Source organism: Aquimarina callyspongiae, assembly GCF_034322225.1.
Lineage (GTDB): Bacteria > Bacteroidota > Bacteroidia > Flavobacteriales > Flavobacteriaceae > Aquimarina.
The window spans coordinates 965,836-984,832 of record NZ_JAXLPA010000002.1 but is presented as its reverse complement, the minus strand read 5'-3'; the positions used below and the strand labels follow the sequence as shown (position 1 = coordinate 984,832).

The 18,997-nt window shown below is 31.9% G+C and carries 20 protein-coding genes; 8 read left to right on the top strand and 12 right to left on the bottom strand.

Annotated features, from left to right (window positions below):
• Positions 1-44 precede the first annotated feature (44 nt).
• The 3 genes from U0D62_RS11470 to epsC all read right to left on the bottom strand — a co-directional run bounded on the left by U0D62_RS11470 (position 45) and on the right by epsC (position 2,391).
• Positions 45-500, bottom strand: coding sequence for a DinB family protein (locus tag U0D62_RS11470; RefSeq protein WP_322287426.1), 456 nt, complete (start codon positions 498-500; stop codon positions 45-47).
• A gap of 215 nt (positions 501-715) precedes the next feature.
• Positions 716-1,600, bottom strand: a complete 885-nt coding sequence (gene cysM, locus U0D62_RS11465; RefSeq protein WP_322287425.1) for a cysteine synthase CysM — start codon at positions 1,598-1,600, stop codon at positions 716-718.
• Positions 1,600-2,391 (bottom strand): serine O-acetyltransferase EpsC, encoded by a 792-nt coding sequence (gene epsC / locus U0D62_RS11460; RefSeq protein WP_322287424.1) that lies wholly within the window; start codon positions 2,389-2,391, stop codon positions 1,600-1,602. The genes cysM and epsC overlap by 1 nt, the downstream gene beginning before the upstream one ends.
• Positions 2,392-2,578: 187 nt before the next feature.
• Between epsC and U0D62_RS11455 the strand changes: the two genes are divergently transcribed.
• The 4 genes from U0D62_RS11455 (at position 2,579) to U0D62_RS11440 (ending at position 7,075) form a co-directional block, all read left to right on the top strand.
• Positions 2,579-3,256, top strand: a complete 678-nt coding sequence (locus U0D62_RS11455) for a DUF2461 domain-containing protein (protein ID WP_322287423.1) — start codon at positions 2,579-2,581, stop codon at positions 3,254-3,256.
• Positions 3,257-3,338: 82 nt separating this feature from the next.
• Positions 3,339-4,328, top strand: a complete 990-nt coding sequence (gene gap / locus U0D62_RS11450) for a type I glyceraldehyde-3-phosphate dehydrogenase (RefSeq protein ID WP_322287422.1) — start codon at positions 3,339-3,341, stop codon at positions 4,326-4,328.
• A gap of 7 nt (positions 4,329-4,335) precedes the next feature.
• Positions 4,336-4,692, top strand: a complete 357-nt coding sequence (locus U0D62_RS11445) for a hypothetical protein (RefSeq protein ID WP_322287421.1) — start codon at positions 4,336-4,338, stop codon at positions 4,690-4,692.
• Positions 4,693-4,849: 157 nt separating this feature from the next.
• Positions 4,850-7,075: a DUF5916 domain-containing protein gene (locus U0D62_RS11440; RefSeq protein ID WP_322287420.1), complete on the top strand. Its 2,226-nt coding sequence runs from the start codon at positions 4,850-4,852 to the stop codon at positions 7,073-7,075.
• On the opposite strand, the gene U0D62_RS11435 is transcribed toward U0D62_RS11440, so the two are convergent.
• Positions 7,065-8,171 (bottom strand): sensor histidine kinase, encoded by a 1,107-nt coding sequence (locus U0D62_RS11435; RefSeq protein ID WP_322287419.1) that lies wholly within the window; start codon positions 8,169-8,171, stop codon positions 7,065-7,067. The genes U0D62_RS11440 and U0D62_RS11435 overlap by 11 nt on opposite strands.
• The gene (locus U0D62_RS11430) at positions 8,155-8,946 is read right to left on the bottom strand and encodes a LytR/AlgR family response regulator transcription factor (protein WP_322287418.1); all 792 of its coding nucleotides are present in this window, start codon (positions 8,944-8,946) and stop codon (positions 8,155-8,157) included. The genes U0D62_RS11435 and U0D62_RS11430 overlap by 17 nt, the downstream gene beginning before the upstream one ends.
• 218 nt (positions 8,947-9,164) lie before the next feature.
• Here U0D62_RS11430 and U0D62_RS11425 point away from each other — a divergent pair, with 218 nt between their 5' ends.
• Both U0D62_RS11425 and U0D62_RS11420 read left to right on the top strand, forming a co-directional pair.
• Complete coding sequence (locus tag U0D62_RS11425) at positions 9,165-10,301, top strand: T9SS type A sorting domain-containing protein (protein WP_322287417.1); 1,137 nt, start codon at positions 9,165-9,167, stop codon at positions 10,299-10,301.
• A gap of 55 nt (positions 10,302-10,356) precedes the next feature.
• Positions 10,357-10,539 carry a hypothetical protein gene (locus U0D62_RS11420; protein ID WP_322287416.1) on the top strand — a complete coding sequence of 61 codons (183 nt, stop codon included), beginning with the start codon at positions 10,357-10,359 and terminating at the stop codon, positions 10,537-10,539.
• Between the two features lie 97 nt (positions 10,540-10,636).
• Here the strand turns inward: U0D62_RS11420 and U0D62_RS11415 are convergent, their stop codons facing one another.
• The 5 genes from U0D62_RS11415 to U0D62_RS11395 form a co-directional block, all read right to left on the bottom strand.
• Positions 10,637-11,386 (bottom strand): SDR family NAD(P)-dependent oxidoreductase, encoded by a 750-nt coding sequence (locus U0D62_RS11415; RefSeq protein ID WP_322287415.1) that lies wholly within the window; start codon positions 11,384-11,386, stop codon positions 10,637-10,639.
• 48 nt (positions 11,387-11,434) lie between these two features.
• Positions 11,435-12,016 (bottom strand): TetR/AcrR family transcriptional regulator, encoded by a 582-nt coding sequence (locus tag U0D62_RS11410; RefSeq protein WP_322287414.1) that lies wholly within the window; start codon positions 12,014-12,016, stop codon positions 11,435-11,437.
• A gap of 73 nt (positions 12,017-12,089) precedes the next feature.
• Positions 12,090-12,617 (bottom strand): GNAT family N-acetyltransferase, encoded by a 528-nt coding sequence (locus tag U0D62_RS11405; protein ID WP_322287413.1) that lies wholly within the window; start codon positions 12,615-12,617, stop codon positions 12,090-12,092.
• Between the two features lie 14 nt (positions 12,618-12,631).
• Positions 12,632-13,381, bottom strand: coding sequence for a C40 family peptidase (locus U0D62_RS11400; RefSeq protein ID WP_322287412.1), 750 nt, complete (start codon positions 13,379-13,381; stop codon positions 12,632-12,634).
• A 125-nt stretch (positions 13,382-13,506) separates the two neighbouring features.
• Complete coding sequence (locus U0D62_RS11395) at positions 13,507-14,685, bottom strand: acetyl-CoA C-acyltransferase (protein ID WP_322287411.1); 1,179 nt, start codon at positions 14,683-14,685, stop codon at positions 13,507-13,509.
• A gap of 181 nt (positions 14,686-14,866) precedes the next feature.
• Here U0D62_RS11395 and U0D62_RS11390 point away from each other — a divergent pair, with 181 nt between their 5' ends.
• Positions 14,867-16,912, top strand: a complete 2,046-nt coding sequence (locus tag U0D62_RS11390) for an HD family phosphohydrolase (RefSeq protein ID WP_322287410.1) — start codon at positions 14,867-14,869, stop codon at positions 16,910-16,912.
• Positions 16,913-17,062: 150 nt separating this feature from the next.
• Positions 17,063-17,293, top strand: coding sequence for a hypothetical protein (locus tag U0D62_RS11385; RefSeq protein WP_322287409.1), 231 nt, complete (start codon positions 17,063-17,065; stop codon positions 17,291-17,293).
• Between the two features lie 132 nt (positions 17,294-17,425).
• Here the strand turns inward: U0D62_RS11385 and U0D62_RS11380 are convergent, their stop codons facing one another.
• Positions 17,426-17,716: a DUF3817 domain-containing protein gene (locus U0D62_RS11380; protein ID WP_322287408.1), complete on the bottom strand. Its 291-nt coding sequence runs from the start codon at positions 17,714-17,716 to the stop codon at positions 17,426-17,428.
• 29 nt (positions 17,717-17,745) lie between these two features.
• On the bottom strand, positions 17,746-18,987 hold the full coding sequence (locus U0D62_RS11375) for a mechanosensitive ion channel family protein (protein WP_322287407.1): 1,242 nt from the start codon (positions 18,985-18,987) through the stop codon (positions 17,746-17,748).
• Positions 18,988-18,997: the final 10 nt, after the last annotated feature.

Here is an 18,997-nt window from a genome sequence, read left to right as displayed (position 1 = left end):
TGTTGATTATTAGGTTTGCAAGTAAGATCAAAGGTGAATCCTGCTTATTCGTCTAATAACCTTCTATGATAATTTATCTGACCAAGATGATAGGTTAGGTGAGTGGCTAGATGTACTAACATATATTCTGTAGAAGCTTTTTCTTCTGCAATTAACCTGGGATATTCTTCTCTTAATTGTTCTATTGATAATTGATCTAATGATTTTTCAATTTCATTAATTGTTTCATCAATCATACTTTCTAATACAGACCTAGATACATTTTTATCTGTAAATTCGAGTTCCCTGTTTCTTATATACCCACTTTTTCCAATTTGAGCAGCTATAAATGTATTAAGATTTCCTATTAGATGTAGACATAAGTTACCGGCAGAATTAGTAACACCTTTTTCAACTTTCCAAAGTTGTTTTTCATCTTTATATAAGGCTATTTCTGTTTTTAGGCTCTCTAAGTTTCTCTTAAAAATTTTTCTAAATACGTCTATTATAGATTTATCCATTTATAAGGCTTTTTTTATTTATTATTAGGAAAAAGAATAAGATTTCATTTTCTAAATAAAAATAAATAATATCCTCTGTGTCTATTGATGAAAATATATATTTAACATATTATTTCCATTTTAAAGAAGGATGGCCACATCAATAAATAGATGAAAGGAAGTCTATATAAAAGGAATAAAGATTTAGGTTTTACTAACTTGCGGTTAGATAAAGTTTATTCGAATAAATCTGAACTCAAGTATCGATCACCTCGATCACAGATAATTGCCACCAAAACTCCACTTTTTAAAGTTTTAGCTAGTTTTACTGCTGCTGTTACAGCTCCACCGCTACTCATTCCAGAAAAAACACCTTCTTCTTTGGCTAATCGTTTTGCCATAGCTGTAGCTTCTTCCTGACTAACTTCAATAACTTGATCTACTTTGGAAGGGTTGAAAATTTTAGGTAAATATTCTTTTGGCCATTTTCGAATTCCAGGGATCCTTGATTCATCTGTGGGTTGTACTCCTACAATTTGTACTGCTGAAGATTGTTCTTTAAGATACGTAGAGGTTCCCATAATAGTTCCGGTAGTACCCATTGACGATACAAAGTGTGTAATCTTACCTTTTGTATCATTCCATATTTCTGGACCAGTGGTTTTATAATGGGCTCTCCAGTTGTCGTCATTTGCAAACTGATTAAGCATAATAAATCCATCATTATTTACTTTGGCTTCTGCATAATCTCTTGCTCCTTCTATACCTACTTGTTCTGAAGTCAAGGTTACTTTGGCACCATATGCTCGCATCGTTTGCACACGTTCTTTAGTAGAATTTTCTGGCATAACGAGCTCGATATCCAGATTAAAAATACCAGCAATCATAGCTAATGCGATACCCGTATTACCACTAGTAGCTTCAATAAGTTTTGTGTTTTGATCAATATCCCCTCGATCTAAAGCAGATTTAATCATATTATATGCTGCACGATCTTTAACACTACCGCCAGGATTATGTCCTTCGAGTTTTAAATATAAAGTAATATTTGGGTTATCAATTAAGGAAGTTGCCTTCACCAAAGGCGTATTTCCGATAAGGTCTAAAATGCTATGTGACATTATACCACTTTTTTAATCTTAATTTCAGATGTGTTTGAGATGATTGAATCTTCTGGAACAGAAGAAGTAATCCAGGCGTTACCTCCAATAGTACTGTTAGCTCCAATAACGGTGCTACCACCTAGAATAGTAGCGTTAGCATAAATGGTAACATTATTTTCTACGGTCGGATGGCGTTTCACATTTCGTAGTTTTCTATCTACATATAAACCACCAAGTGTAACTCCTTGATATATTTTTACATTATCTTTTATAATGGCTGTTTCACCAATCACAATACCCGTAGCATGATCAATAAAGAACGATTCTCCAATATCAGCACCAGGATTAATATCAGTACCGGTCAAACGATGTGAGTACTCCGTCATAAGCCTTGGAACTAATGGTAAACCAAATTTTAATAATTCATGACTAAGCCTATATATAGCTATAGCGTAGAATCCAGGATATGCTAGATAAATCTCTTCAATAGAGTTTGCTGCAGGATCACTTTGCATAAAAGAGGCAGCATCTTTATTAAGTTTATTGAGTATTTCTGGCAATTTTTCAAGGTAAGATTGCCATATAGTACTACAAGGTTTTTCAATTTCCCAACAGGCGAGATCAATTAGTTCTTCAAAGGTCTGTTCTAGTATATCGATGTTTTTCTCTACTTCGGTATCAGAATCAAACAAAGTGTAAAAAAGGAGGTTTGTAAAATACTCGGTTCTTTCTTTAAGTTTTAGCTTAAGATTAGGGTTTTTTTTCTGTTTTTTAATCTTAGCTATGATTTGATCTCTTTCTTTGGTCATAATGCTTTTTTCAAAAGTCTAGTAAATATATAGAATAAAGAGGACATAGGTCAAAATAAGTTTTAAATCCTTACATTTTTCTGATAAAAATAACAACTTAAGGTCAAAAGTAAGATATATGCATAAAATTAAGTTAAACTTGTATGAAGGATATAGAATTTAGTAATTTTAAAACAAAATCAATACTATGAGCATACCAAAGTCAGCATTCGATTTTCTGTTAGACTTAAAGAAAAACAACCACAGGGATTGGATGCAAGAGCACAAGAAACGTTACCAGGCTAATGAAAAGGAATTAAAGAAATTTTATGCTGAGATAGTAGAACGACTCAAAGAAAAGGACGAAATCGAAAAAACGAAAGTATTTCGTATCAATCGTGATGTTCGTTTTAGTAAAGATAAAACACCATACAATGTACACCGAAGTGTAAGTTTTAGTAGAGCAGGTGCGCATCGAAGAGGTGGGTATTATTTACGATTAGAACCGGGTAATTCTTTAATGGCGGGTGGTTTTTTTAGTCCAGAACCTAAAGATTTATTACGTATTCGTAAGGAGTTTGAAATGGATGATCAGGAAATAAGAGATATACTTGATCAAAAGGATTTTAAAAAAGCATTTGGAGGTTTTAATACAGAGTTTCAAGTAAAAACAGCTCCCAAAGGTTTTAGTAAGGATCATCCAGCTATAGATTTAATTAAAAACAAGTCGTTTTTTGTTTCTCATAACTTTACAGATAAGGAGGTTTTTACTTCAGATTTTATAGATAAGGTAGTATACCATTTTGAGTTATTAAGACCCTATTTTGATTATATGAGCGATGTATTAACTACAGATCTTAATGGTGTATCATTGATTGATGATTAATAGATAGAAAAGTAATTTTAATCCTTTTTTAACGACTTAGCCGTATATAAATTTTAACCACATTTAACCAACAAAAAAAGAAATGAAGAGAATAGCTATAAATGGATTTGGAAGAATAGGAAGAGCAGCATTAAAAGTAATAATGGAAGAACCAGGATTACAGGTTGTTGCTGTAAATGACCTAATGTCTATTGAAAATGCACGTTATTTATTAAAATATGATAGCGTTTATGGAATTTATAATAAAGATGTAAGTATTGAAGATGATCATCTCCAGGTTGATGGACAGAAAATATTATATCTTAATCAAAGAGATCCAGAACAATTACCCTGGAAAGAAAATAATATTGATATCGTAATTGAAAGTACTGGTTTTTTTACCAATAGAGAAGATGCAGAAAAGCACATTCACGCAGGTGCAACTAATGTTGTAATTTCTGGACCTACAAAAAGTAAGGATACTCCAACAGTAGTACATGGCGTAAATACGGCTGATGGTAAAGCTGCTATATTTTCTTGTGCGAGTTGTACAACTAATAACATTAGTCCAGTTGTTGAAATATTAGGGCGTACCATTGGTATAAAAAAAGCCATTCTAAATACTATCCACGCGTATACTGCATCTCAAACACTAGTAGATGGGCCTTCTAAGAAAAATCCAAGAATGGGTAGAGCAGGAGCAGTAAATTTGACACCTACTTCTACGGGCGCTGCTATTGCAACTACTAAAGCGTTACCTCAATATGAAGGAAAATTTGATGGAGTTGCAGTTCGAACTCCTGTACCAGTAGGATCCGTGAGCGATGTTACTTTTGTGGCAGAGAGAAATACCAGTGCAGAAGAAATCAATGAAATTTTAGAAAAAGAAGCAAAAACTGATCGATATCTTAAAGTATTGGATGTTACTTATGAGCCTATTGTATCCTCAGATATCCAAATGAATCCTTATGCTTCTACAGTAGATGCATCTATGACGAGAGTTGTTGATGGAGATTTAGTAAAAATTATGATCTGGTATGATAATGAATGGGGATTTACTAATCAAATGATAAGACAAATCAAAGAGTTGTAGTTAATCTATGGTATTTCCATATGATTTTATACTTGAAGAACTTTATCCACTTCAATTACGTCACAAAAAGATGTTTGGAGTGGATTCTTTTTATTATGGAGAAAAAATTGTTTTTGCATTACGTAAACAAGATAATTATCCTAATGATAATGGGATATGGATCGCTACCAAAATTAAATTTCATAAAGAGTTAAAACTTCTGATAAGAGATCTGAAAGCTATTGAGGTTTATGGGCTAAAAACCTGGCTAGTGCTTCCGGAAAGTTCTGATCATTTTGAAGAGGGAATAATTAAAATTGCAGAACTTATTAAACAGCATAGCTCTTTGATTGGTAACATCCCAAAGGTTAAAAAGAAAAAATGATCTGATTGATAAAAATTCAATAATTGAGGTTTTAATATAACAGATTATGATTTTGTTTGTAATAATTTTAACAAAAACTAAATTTTCATATTCTATTTTTAAGCCTTTAAAAATGTAAGAATTTTATGAGGTGTAACATCAATATGAAGATTTCTTTATGAGGTTTTTGATTTTTTTGATCTGCATTGGCTCAATTATGATGAGTCAGGCACAAGTAAATATCAATGAAAAGAAGTCATTTGTCGTAGGTACTACTACAGAAAGTATTGAGATTGATGGTGATTTAAAAGAAGCCATTTGGAGTAAACTAACACCTGCAAAAGATTTTATTCAGTATTTCCCTTCAGATTCTTTACCAGCAAAAGCAAAAACCGAAATATACATGTGTACAGATAAGAAAAATCTTTACATTGGTATAAAATGCTATTCGACCGGAAATGATTGGATTGTAAATTCTTTGCGAAGAGATTACCGTGCAGGCGGATCCGACAACATAACTTTATTGTTTGATACATTTGATGATGGTACTAATGCACTTTATTTTGGAGTAAATCCAGAAGGGGTACTTAGAGAAGGAATTATTAGTAATGGAGGAAGTGTAATAAGGGATTTTTCGACTTCCTGGGATAATAAATGGAGAGGAAATGCTAAAAAATATGATGGTTATTATACTGCAGAGTTAGAAATCCCATTTAGTACATTGCGTTACCCTACGCCATCAAAAAAATGGGGGTTTTCTTCTTATCGATTTGATAGTCAAACAAACGAGATTAGTACATATTCCCGAATACCGCGAAATCAGATTGTTTTTACGCTTGCGTATATGGCAGATATGATCTGGGAAGAAGAGTTGAATACAAAAAGTAGTGCTGTTTCTTTGATTCCGTTTGTTTCTTCAGGAATTAATAAAGACTATGAAGATGATACGCCTACAGATAATTTTTTTGAAGTAGGAGGTGATGCTAAAATAGCATTGACTCCTGGATTGAATCTTGATCTAACCGTAAATCCTGATTTCTCACAAGTAGAGGTGGATGAGCAAATTACTAACTTAGATAGATTTGAAATCTTTTTCCCCGAGAGAAGGCAATTCTTTTTAGAAAATGCAGATTTATTCGGACAATTTGGTTTTGCTAATATCAACCCTTTCTTTTCGAGACGTATTGGTGTGGGGAACGATGTTAGAACAGATGAATTAGTACAGAATAGAATATATGGGGGATTACGTATTAGTGGTAAACTGGATCCAGATACAAGAATTGGACTGTTAAATATGCAAACAGCTTCTAGCTCAACCCAAGGAATACCTAGTATTAATTATGGAGTTGCGGTAGCACAACGTAAGTTAGGAGCACGTTCTAATATTGGTTTTATCGCAGTAAATAAACAAACTGTTGATTTTGATGAAAACTTAGATACGCTGGATATTAATAGATATAACAGAATGGTAGGAGTAGATTTTAATTATGCTACCAGAGATAATACATGGTCAGGAAAAACTTTTGCTCATGGTACTTTTTCTCCTAATACATCACTTGCAGTTGCTCAAGGAAGCACATTAAATTATAATACCAGGAAGTACGGAGTACTGTGGAAACATGAATATGTAGATGAAGATTATAATGCCGAAGTAGGGTTTGTTCCTCGCAAAAATTATTTTAGAATCAATCCTGTAGCAGAATTACGATATTATCCGCAAAATGACTTGTTAAATCAACATAATTATCGAGCAGAAGCAGATATCTTTTGGCGTCCTGATTTTGGTAAAACAGATCATTTTCTCTCTGCAGGTTGGGGAGGAGAGTTTACTGAGCGATCTACATTTCGGCTTAATCTAAACCATAACTATGTATATCTTTTTGATTCGTTTGATCCTACAGGAACAAGTTCTTTAGAGTTAGATGCAGAACAGGATTTTTCTTATGTAAGTTTTACAGGAAACTACAGAAGTGATCGTCGCAAGGTTTTTAGCTGGAGTGTAAGTCCTTATATAGGAGAGTATTTTAATGGATGGCGATATGGTACCAGAGGTAGTTTTAATATTAGATACCAACCAAGAGGTTCTTTTTCTTTAAATTATGCGGTAAATTATTTTGATTTACCACATTTGGATGGAGGTCGAGAAACCTTCTTAATCAGCCCTAGAGTAGATTATACATTCTCTAAAAGTTTATTTACTTCACTTTTTGTACAATACAATTCACAAAGTGATAATACAAATATTAATGCCAGAATCCAGTGGCGATTTGCACCGGTTTCTGATCTAATTCTGGTATATACAGATAATTATTTGACTGGTGATGTGGATCCTTTGGATAGATTTGCTTTTAATGTAAGAACCAGATCTATTGTTTTAAAAATTACCTATTGGCTTAACTTGTAATCAATTGTTCAGTATTTTCTATAGGAATTTTGATAATGGTTTCAACTCCTACATCATTTTGTGATGATCTGAATACAAAATCATAGTTGTTGTTATACAACGTCAATAACCTTTCTTTAATGTTTTTAATCCCTAATCCTTGTGATGATTGATGGTGATCTAAAGCTTCACCATTATTTGTGATGTTAATTATCAATTCCTCTTCTTTTTTAGTGATTTGTAGTTTTACTTTTAAATCAGTTGTATCATAAGAATATCCGTGCTTAAAAGAATTTTCGATAATTGGTTGTATAATCATATTAGGAACCAATACTTCTTTTATGCCATCTTCAATTAAAATATCTATAGTTAAATGATCAGAAAAACGAATTTTCATGATATCTATGTATTTATTAAGTATAGAGATCTCTTTATGCAGCGGAATGAGATTTACGTCTTTGAGAATGAGCACTTCTCTTAATAAGTCACCTAGATATGCAATCATATCTTGTGCTTTCTTCTGATCTTCTTTAATTAGTGCAGAAATACTATTAAGAGTATTAAACAAAAAATGTGGATTTAATTGTGATTTTAAAGCTTCCATTTTAACCTGCAGAAGTTGTTCTGATAATTGAGTTCTTCGCAGTTCTGTTTTTGCGGTTTTTTCTATATAGAAATAAGAATAAATAATACTTACAAACCCTACATACCCAAGAAAGTGTAAGTTTGAGTATGTGATAAGCTCAATAAAAAAATCTTTGGTATCAAAAATATCCCAACCTCTTTTATCAACTACTGCGCGATACGTATATGAAAATATGTATAGTATAAACGTATAAATAAAGGAAAAGAAAAAATGAATACCAATAATATATTTCCATTTATAATTTTTATTAATCATCATTTTGGTTATAATAAGAATGATGATTACAATAGGAGGAATAACAATACTATTTCCTATAACTGGATCTAAAATAATTCTTTTCCAACTAGCATTATTATAGATAGCTACCTCACTTAATTTTAACAAGACATTTCTTAAAACATAAACAACATTATATGCTATAACATACCCTATCAGGATATAAAAAAGTTTTTTATCAATGTACTTTTTCATTTTTTAACCCCATTTTAATTAAGAACTCTTTTTTATAACTTTTACTAATTCTGAAAAGTTTATGATCTTTCATTTTAACATCAATTGCACCATATCCAGAACTGATTAATTCTTGAGCAAATTCTATATTAACAATCGTTGATCTATGAATACGAATAAAAAGATCTGGGTTTAATTGCAGTAGCATATTATACATAGATTCTCTGAGTAAGTATTTACCACTTTGAGTATATATCTCGGCATAATAATTAGAAGCAGTAATGTACATGATGTCATCAGGATTAATAAATATCGTTTTGTTTTTTAATGGAACAGGAATCCTTTTAATGAAATTGATATTAGAATTCTTGTCAGAATCCTGGATATAATTGAGGAGATCATCTACTTTTTTTTGAAGCTGTGAAGTATCTTTTTTATTAAAAGTTTCAATTGCTTTATTTACCGAAGTATAAAACCGTTCTTCGTTAAATGGTTTTAATAAATAATCAAATGCAAAAAAGTTAAATGCTTTTAAAGCATATGAATCAAATGCAGAGACAAAGATCACAATAGGAGTTTTTACCGAAATCTTTTCAAGAATATCAAATCCAGTCATATCCTTAAATTTAATGTCCAGGAATAACAAATCTGGACGTACTGTATCAATGGTAGTAATAGCTTCTTTCCCCGTTTTGCAATGACCAATTACTTCGATTTCAGAAACCGTAAGCAATAGATTTGAAATTAATTTTCGTGCCAATGGCTCATCATCAATGATCAATGCAGAAATTTTCATGTATAAATTGGTTATAAATGATAATAGATTTTGGAACAATTTAGAGAAAATAATATTGTTAATTTTTTAATAGTTCCGTTTACATCAAAATATGAGTTATTCACTTCAAAATAATAACGATATACTTCAAAGTGATTAAAATATAGTTGTTTATAAGATAATTTTAGAAAGGTAAATCATTGTCATAAACTGTTTTTTAACTCTTAAAACACAAAAAAATGAGGAAATTTTATCTTTTATTATTAGTAATAATTTCTATTGCAGGAAATGCGCAAGAGGTAACTACAATTTTGGATTCTCAAAATGCTGATGTAGATGATGCATTGATAATAGACTCTAAAGGAAATTTATATGGTTCTAATTTTATAGGTAGTACAGTATATAAAATTACACCTTCTGGAGAAGTAAGTGCCTTTATAACTGGATTAAAACATCCCAACGGACTCGCTTTTGATTCTGAAGAGAATCTTTTTGTATCAGAATACGGTGCGTCTATTATTCATAAATATGATAAAGACGGAAATTTAGTGCAAAGTTATCCAGTAGACGGTGTTCCCTCAGGAATGGTTAAATCAAGATATCGTAATACAATTATTTATACTGATGTTCGTAACAATAGTATCAATGAATTGCTGTCTGATGGAACCGTAAAAGAATTGTATAAAGGAGAACCTCTAAATATTCCAGTGGGTTTAACCTTTGATAGGAAAGGAACCCTCTATATCGGAAACTATTTGGATAGAAAAATTTATAGACTTACCTCTAGAAATTCAGAACCAGAATATGTAGCTACTGTTCCTGATTCGGGAACAGATTTTCCTTATTTAGCTTTTATAACTTATGCAAGAGGATATGTATACGGTACTAATTATGGAGAACACAAAATTTACAAAATCAACCCCAGAGCGGTAGATGATGTAGAGATATTTGCAGGGAGTACCAACGGAAACAATGATGGTGATATTTCTGAAGCGACATTTTCATATCCAGCTGGAATTATTGCTAATAGATCGGGTAATGCTCTCTTTGTATCAGAATTTAGTGGTGTAGGAAATATCAGGAAGATATCGAATAGGAGAGAAAGATGTGATTTTAATATTCGTCTTAAAACATACCCTAATCCAGTTTCTGATGAATTAAATATTGCTGTAAGATTGCCTGAGGTTGGTAGTTTTAATATCAAAGTATATGACTTTTACGGTAGAAATTTAATATACCAAAGCACAGAAGTTTCTGAAGAAGAAAATTTCTTAAAAACAATTTCTGTAAAAGACTGGTCTTCTGGTTTATATATTCTTCAAGTATCTAAAGGTAGTTGCAAAGGATATAGGATAGTACTTATAAAACAACCATAGTATATTTTACACACAACGATCAAATCATTAATATTAATCTAAATATAGTACACAAATGAAAAACATTTTAAATTTAAAGAACATCACATTGTTAAGTAAAGAAGATCAAGGTAAAATAACCGGAGCTGCGCGTTCTCAATGTTATCAAAAGGATTATAGATGCTGTGTAGGAACGCCACACGGAGAATTATGTGATGCTGGTATATGTAAAAGTAATGGATATTGTTTTTATTATTAAGAATTATTCATTTACTACTTTTTGATAATTTAAAAGCTGAATTCTATAGTATAAAACATTAGAATTCAGCTTTTTTAATATATAATTTGGTTTAGTCTTATATCTGACTCAATCCACCATCGACTTCCAATTCAACTCCATTAATATAAGAAGCATCATCAGAAGCTAAAAATAGAGCGGTCTTTGCAATTTCTTCAGAAGTTCCAAAACGTCCTAGTGGTACTTGCTCAGCAAAACCTTTACCCATCTCTGAAACCACATCTTCTGGCAACCCCATTTTTGCATAAATAGGTGTTTCAATAGGTCCCGGAGCAATCGAGTTTACTCGTATTCCTCTTGGTTTCACCTCTGATGCTAAAACTCTTTGATATGAACGTAAAGCTCCTTTTGAAGCAGAATATACTCCTAATCCATCAAAACCTTTTTGGTTTACAATTGAATTAGTAAAAAGGATGGTTCCTCCTTCATTAATGTGTGAAAGCGCTTCTTTTGTTGCCAAAATAGGTCCTTTAACATTAATATTAAAGGTATAATCATAATGATCTTCACTTACTTCATGAGCGGGAGTAGGGATTGCAACTCCGGCATTAAGAAATAAGATATCGATCTTACCATATTTATTGGTGGCTTCTTGTATTAAACGCTGATTATCTTCTGCTTTAGATACATCAGCTTTTACAGTAATAAAATCACCATCCAGTTCTTTAGCTACTTCATCAAGAGCTTCCTGACGTCTACCTGAAAGTACGACTTTTGCACCTTCCTGAAGATATAATTTGGCAGTTGCCAATCCAATTCCGCTATTAGCTCCGGTAATAACAGCTACTTTGTTGTTTAATTTTTTCATTTTGTGTAATTTTATTTGAAACAATCGTTTCAAAATAGGTTAAAAAAATTATAGAAGTACTTTTGTTGTTGATTTTACAATACTTCTAAGTTCGTTTTCATTTTTATTTAATATACCAACCATTCTTAATCCTTGGATTGCAGAGAAGAGATATAAGGCATATTGTGTTGCGGTTTGATCATTATTAAATACTTTTTCCATTTGTCCTTTATTTACAATATCTTCTAGCACCGCTAACATTCTATCTTGATTCTTTTCCATAAAAGCTTTGATAGATAGCTCCTGATTGGCCATTTCAGCTTTGCAATTGACTATCAAACAACCTTTTTGATTATCATCAGTTAGAATATCGTCTATATATAATTTAAATATAGTATCAAGTCCTTCTGCTGCATTATATACATTTGACAGTTCTGTACTAAATTTTTTATTATAAATAGATTGATAATGGGTAAGTACTTCTAGAAACATACTAAGTTTACTACCAAAAGAATTATAGATACTTGATCTGTTAAGTTCAGTAGCATCAACTAAATCCTGCATAGAAGTACCGTTGTATCCTTTATTATGAAATACTTCGGTTGCTTTTTGCAAAACTACTTTTCTGTCAAATGACTCTACTTTTGGCATAATCTTAATGAAATGATCATTTCAAAATTAAACAAAATATAAACTTGCAGATGTTATTAAAATCATAAAGTTTTTAGATAGCTAATTTCATCAAGATATCTGTCTGTAGATCAGTTCCTAACATAAAATCATGCTGATCAAAGGCTACGAACCCCTGTCTTTGATAAAATTTTATGGCTTCTAGATTCTTATCCCAAACACCCAACCAGATATATTCTAATTGTTTGTTTTTTGCCACTTCTAATGTTTTATTGAATAGGTGTTGACCGATCTTATTGCCTTGATACTCTTTTGCCACATAGATACGTTCTATTTCTACAGTATTACCAGGTACTTTTTCGGTCTGAGCATTTCCATAGTTTAGTTTGAGATATCCGGCAATTGTATCATTTAGTTTGGCAAAATAAAATTGAGACTCTGGGTTATTAAGTTCTTTATCGATTTGTTCTATAGTAAACTTATCATTCAAATACCTCTGAATATTATCTTCACTATTAACGGGAGGTCCAAAAGTATCATAAAATGTTTGCCAACCAAATTTTAATAGTTCTTGATTTTCCTGAGGTTGCACAGGCACTATTTTTAGTTCTTTAGAAGGCATATCCTTATTTAATATTATATAATACGTTTGATAACTCTTAGTTTATGAGTATGCATTCGTTTCTCATTATTGTAGATTCCGGTATGGTCAATACGATCTACACGAACTTTACCGTGTGCATGAATAATATAATTATCTTTCATCATAATCCCAACGTGGGTAATAGCTCCTTCTTCATTATCAAAAAAGGCAAGATCTCCTGGTTCGCTTTCTTCGATAAAGCTTAAAGGATCACCTTGTGTAGCTTGTTGAGAGGCATCGCGTAATATTTTATAGCCATTAAGTTTATACACCATTTGTGTAAAACCGCTACAATCTATTCCAAAATTTGTTTTACCTCCCCATAAATAAGGCGCATTAAGGAAGAGAAAAGCAGTTTCAACAAGTTTTTCTTTTGATTGTTGCTCTATAATTCTGGTGCCTTCATATTGATGTTTAAGAAAGTCTAAAGCTCCCAGAGAAGCACCTAATGGGATGGGCATAAGTTGATCTTGTTCGCAACTTACAAATTCTACCATATCTCCAACCAAAGAAAGAGGTTGGTTTTCAAACTGTTTATAATCACTTTCAGTGATTTCTATATATTGTTTATTATCAATCCAACCTTCATATTTATCAAATGCCAAACGGATACGGCTCCACTTTTTTCGTTGTTCAAGGACTTTAAAATGTTCGCCGTACAAAACTTGGGAAACCAGTTCACTGGTATCTTGTGGTTCGAAACGTAAAGGAATAATACTAAGATTACAAATACCGTATTGCATGAATTTTTAGTATAGAAACTAGATAGTTAGAAATTAGATATTAAACAAAAAAAGTTCAGAATTATAAGAAAAAGAAAAGAGTATCAATTTTTCTCATAATTCTAAACTTCGAAAGATTTATAATTTTAGATACGCTCAATAACCATTGCGGATGCACCACCACCACCGTTACAAATAGCAGCAGCACCTATTTTGGCATTATTTTGATCTAAAACATTTATCAAAGTAATTAAAATACGAACTCCTGAGCATCCTAATGGATGTCCTAATGATACAGCACCTCCATTAACATTAGTATTAGAATCATTTAATCCTAATATTTTCATATTGGCTAATCCAACTACAGAAAAAGCTTCGTTAAATTCGAAGAAATCTACATCATCAAGAGTAATACCAGCTTTCTCTATTGCTTTTGGTAAAGCTTTTGCCGGAGCTGTTGTAAACCACTTTGGTTCTTGAGCAGCATCAGCATAACTCTTTATTCTTACTAATGGCTCTAATCCTAATTCTGCAGCTTTTTCTGCACTCATAACCACTACTGCACCAGCACCATCATTAATAGTCGAAGCATTTGCAGCTGTAACTGTTCCTTCTTTAGTAAAAGCTGGTCGTAGTGCAGGAATCTTCTCCATTTTTACATTCTTATATTCTTCATCTTCAGTAACCATAACTGGTTCACCACGACGTTGAGGCACTGCTACAGGAACAACTTCATTATTAAATTTTCCATCAGACCAAGCTTTTGCAGAACGCTCATATGATTGGATAGCATAGGCATCTTGATCTTCTCTTGAGAAATCATGTTCAGTTGCACAAAGATCTGCACAAGTACCCATTGCATTTTGATCATAAGCATCTACTAGACCATCTCTTTGCATACCATCTTCAAGCGTTTGAGGTCCAAATTTATGCCCAGCTCTTAATCTTACATAATGAGGAATCAAACTCATATTCTCCATTCCTCCAGCGACAACGATATCTGCATCTCCCAATGCTACAGCTTGAGCAGCATGCATTACGGCTTTCATACCACTAGCACATACTTTATTAACGGTTGTACAAGGTACAGTGTCTCCAATTCCGGCAGCCAAAGCAGCTTGTCTTGCTGGCGCTTGACCATTTCCTGCCTGAACGACATTACCCATGAATACTTCTTGAACTAGTGAAGGATCAAGATTAATTTTATCTAATGCACCTTTAATAGCAGTAGCTCCTAATTGGGTTGCAGGAACAGTTGATAAACTTCCTAAAAAACTACCGATAGGTGTACGTGCTGCAGATACTATTACTACTTCTTTGCTCATTATCAATATTTTAAAAATGTGTGTATTGTTATTCTGCGAATTTAATGATTTTTAAAGGATATTAGAACTTATGTTTAGAGAGTTTTATGATCATAAAACTAATAGGTTCATAACTCTCAATCTGTAATACACAATTGTAAATTTGATTTATTACTTTTGAGTAATCTATAGCACGTTACTAGTGAAAATATCTTTAAACAATCTTTATAAAAAACAATCTTCTATTTATAGGGTTTTTCTATTTATATGTACCACGGCACTTATTGTATACTTATTTCCGAAAGGTGGGATTTTTAAATATGAATTTGCCAAAGGAAAACCTTGGCAGTACGAAAACCTATATGCTCCCTTTGATTTTGCAATTGCCAAAACAGATGAAGAAATAGAGGCTGAGAAAAAGAGGATCACCGATAATATTATTCCTTATTTTGAATATGATACCATTGTTGCTAATACAGCAAGAGATACATATGACTCGGCTTTTGCCAGTTATTTAAAAGTATTGGATCAAAGCAGTTCTAGTGAGCAGGCCAAGCTTTTTGGTAAAATTGTTTTGAATGATATATACAGATATGGCGTCTTGGCAGAAGGTTATTCTTATGGTAACAAACGACAAATATTTCTAAATAAAGGAAATAAAGCTGAAGCTATTACTTATGGGCAAATCCTTACTACCAGTGCACTTACCAAATTAATAGATTCTCGCATAGATAAAAGTGAGTATGTTAAGTTTAAAAGTGATTTTATTGCTTTGTTTTATGATTTGGTTAAACCCAATGTGCGATTAAATGATAAACTTACTGAAAGTACTTTAGAAAATGAATTGGCTAAGGTGCTAACAACTAAAGGTGGAGTTACAAGAGAAAGTAGAATTATTGCTAAGGGAGAAGTGGTCGAAGGTGATAAACTACAAATTCTAAACTCTTTAAAAGCAGAGTATGAATCTCAGGTATGGAGTGAAAAGAATTTTTACTGGATTGTTTTCGGATATATTATACTGGTTTCTCTGGCATTGATGATGCTTTTACTTTTTATAAGAAAATACAGGAAAGATATTTATCAGAATAATACACAGGTTACTTTTATAGCTTTTAATATTTTATTTATGGTATTGATAACCACTTTGGTGGTTAAGTATAAATCAGATTATATCTACATTGTACCATTGTGTATCCTTCCGTTGGTTTTAAAAGCATTCTTTGATTCTAGATTAGGATTGTTTACCCATGTTATTACCGTACTAATTCTTGGGTTTGTAGTACCCAATAGTTATGAATATACTTTTTTACAAATTATAGCAGGTATAGTTACGATATTGACTATTTCAGAATCTTTTAGGCGAGCTAATCTTTTTATTTCGGTTGCTCAGATTACATCTATTTATATTTTGGCCTATATTGCTTTTCATATAATACATGAAGGAAGTGTAGGTAATATTGATTGGATTACTGTAGGACTCTTTGTTCTTAGTGGATTAGCAACTTTAATAGTTCATCCTTTAATTTATGTGTATGAAAGGATTTTTGGACTAATCTCTGATGTTTCTTTATTAGAATTGAGCGATACTAACTCTAAACTGCTTAAGGAGTTATCTAATAAAGCACCAGGAACTTTTCATCATTCTCTGAATGTAGCTAATATTGCTGAAGCTGCTGCGCAAGAAATAGGTGCTAATGCAATGCTGGTAAGAGTAGGAGCCTTGTATCATGATATTGGTAAAATGGCAAATCCTATATATTTTACAGAAAACCAATCTGCATCGGGTAATGCACATGACGTATTGTCTTCAAAAGAAAGTGCTCGTATTATTATAAATCATGTGATTTTGGGAATAGAGATTGCTAAAAAAAATAAACTGCCAGATCGTGTTATTGATTTTATAAGAACGCATCACGGTACTAGTACAGTCTATTATTTTTATAAAAAAGAAAAAGAAAACAATGAGAATGTAAATATTGAAGATTTTCAATATCCAGGCCCTAAACCTTTTTCTAAAGAAACGGCTATTCTTATGATGAGTGATAGTGTAGAGGCAGCTTCAAAAAGCCTTAAGAATCCAACGAGTAGTCTTATAGATTCATTTGTAGAGAAAATAGTTAATAAACAAATGGAAGAAGGACAGTTTTTAAATGCTAATATTACTTTTAAAGAAATCCAACAAATTAAAAAAGTATTTAAACGAAAGTTGACAAATATCTATCACTTACGAATCGAATATCCTGAGTAATTTTATAATTAAATCATAATTTATGTTAAACTATCAACGTATAGGGTAACATATCTTATCCAATAAACATTAATAGTACGTTTTAGCTTTTATCATAGTATTAAAGCTAATATTATTATTTAAATATTCTTAAACCTAAAATTACTTATTATGTCAAAAAAGATTTTAAAATTAGAAACAGCTAGAAAACTATCTAGAGAAGAACAAAGAAGTGTTAACGGAGGAAGAGGTTTAGAGCGTTGTTCTGGTTCAGGAACCGGAGGAGTGTCTACCGTAGGATACTCTCAAGCTTGCGTGGGAAAAGCTAATGGAACTAGATGCACAATCAACGGTTACCAGGCTGGATGCACAGGTATAGGTGGTGGTTTTTGGTTTTATTAATGGCCATTGTATTATCTAGACCTTACTTGTTCTTAATTTGATAAAAAAGAACATAAGTTAGATAAGAATAGAAAAAGGTTATTGATTTGATATCAATAACCTTTTTTATATGATGAATTCTGAGGTAAAACTTTAAGAAGCTGAGGAAGACGGTTTTAGATATTTTTTATCCATCCAAAACGTTCCAAAAGGAATGATAGAGCAAAGTAGTACTATCCCCAGAGTTTTAGAATCCCATTTTTTTTCAGGCTTTATTACAATAGCAAAAACAATATACAATAGGAATAAAAGTCCGTGAGCCATCCCAATCACTTTATTGGGTTCTGGAGATGAAAAAAAATATTTTAACGGCATTGTTACAAAAAGAATAAGTAAGTAAGAAATACCTTCAAGGTAGCTAATAAGTCTAAAGCTAGTAGTCATATTATTTGTTTTTTTAACAAGAGAATATATTATTTATTTTCAATTTTATAATCAAGTTCGAATACTTCTAAATTGAAGTATGGTATTGCCGATAAAAGGTGATCAAAGATATCTGCCATAATATTTTCATAGTTCTTCCATATCTTATCATTACTAAAAGCATAAATTTCTAAAGGAGTACCTTGTGCTGTAGGTGCTAATTGACGGCTCATTATGGTCATTTCCTGATTAATGTATGGGTGGTTTTCTAGATAGGATTCTACATATTTTCTAAAAACTCCCATATTAGAAAGGTTTCGACCATTGAGTAATATACTTTTATCGATATTATGTTCTTGGTTATAAGATGTTATGGCACCGTGTGCTGTTTTTAGGTAATCCGTTATTAAATCAACCTTCATCAAGGTATCAATATCTTCTTCAGATAAAAAAGTAATACTAGAGGTTTTAATTAAAATAGACCGTTTAATCCTTCTACCACCAGAGTCCATCATTCCTCTCCAGTTTCTAAAAGATTCTGAGGTTAGGTGATACGTTGGTATCGTAGTGATAGTTTTATCAAAGTTTTGCACTTTTACCGAAGACAAATTAATTTCTACAACGTCACCATCAGCTCCATATTTACTCATCGTAATCCAATCTCCAATTCTTACAGTATCATTAACTGCGACCTGTATACTAGCCACAAATCCAAGAATAGTATCTTTAAAAATCAATAGAATCACTGCAGACATTGCTCCAAGCGCAGTAAGAAACGTCCAGATAGATTTACCGGTTATTGAAGAGAAAATAAAAATAGCTCCTATTGCCCAGGCAAAAATCATAAATACCTGAACATAACTATCAATAGGTTTGTCTTTGAAAGAAGGTAATGATTTCAAAAAATCTCTAAAAGTTCTTAAAATACTTCGAACAATCCATATGGTTAACACTATAACCATAATATCAAATAAAACTTCTATGTATTTTTCTGCTGTCGGAAAAGCAATAAAAAGCTTAGGAATTACCCATATAATTATGGATAGGGGGATAATATGTGCCAGATAATCAAAAGTCTTGTTTTTTACCAAATAATCATCAAAGGTATTTCTTGACTTCGAAGCGTATCCTTTAAAAATAGCAAGCAATACTTTTCTAACAACTAAATCAACAACATATACAATGAGCAGTAATATGCCAATACCGATTAAAACATTAAGATATTCTGCAAGAGTTTCAGAAACTCCATTTGAAACCAAAAGGTTATAAAAATATCGTGTCAATTTTTCCATAGGTACCTCA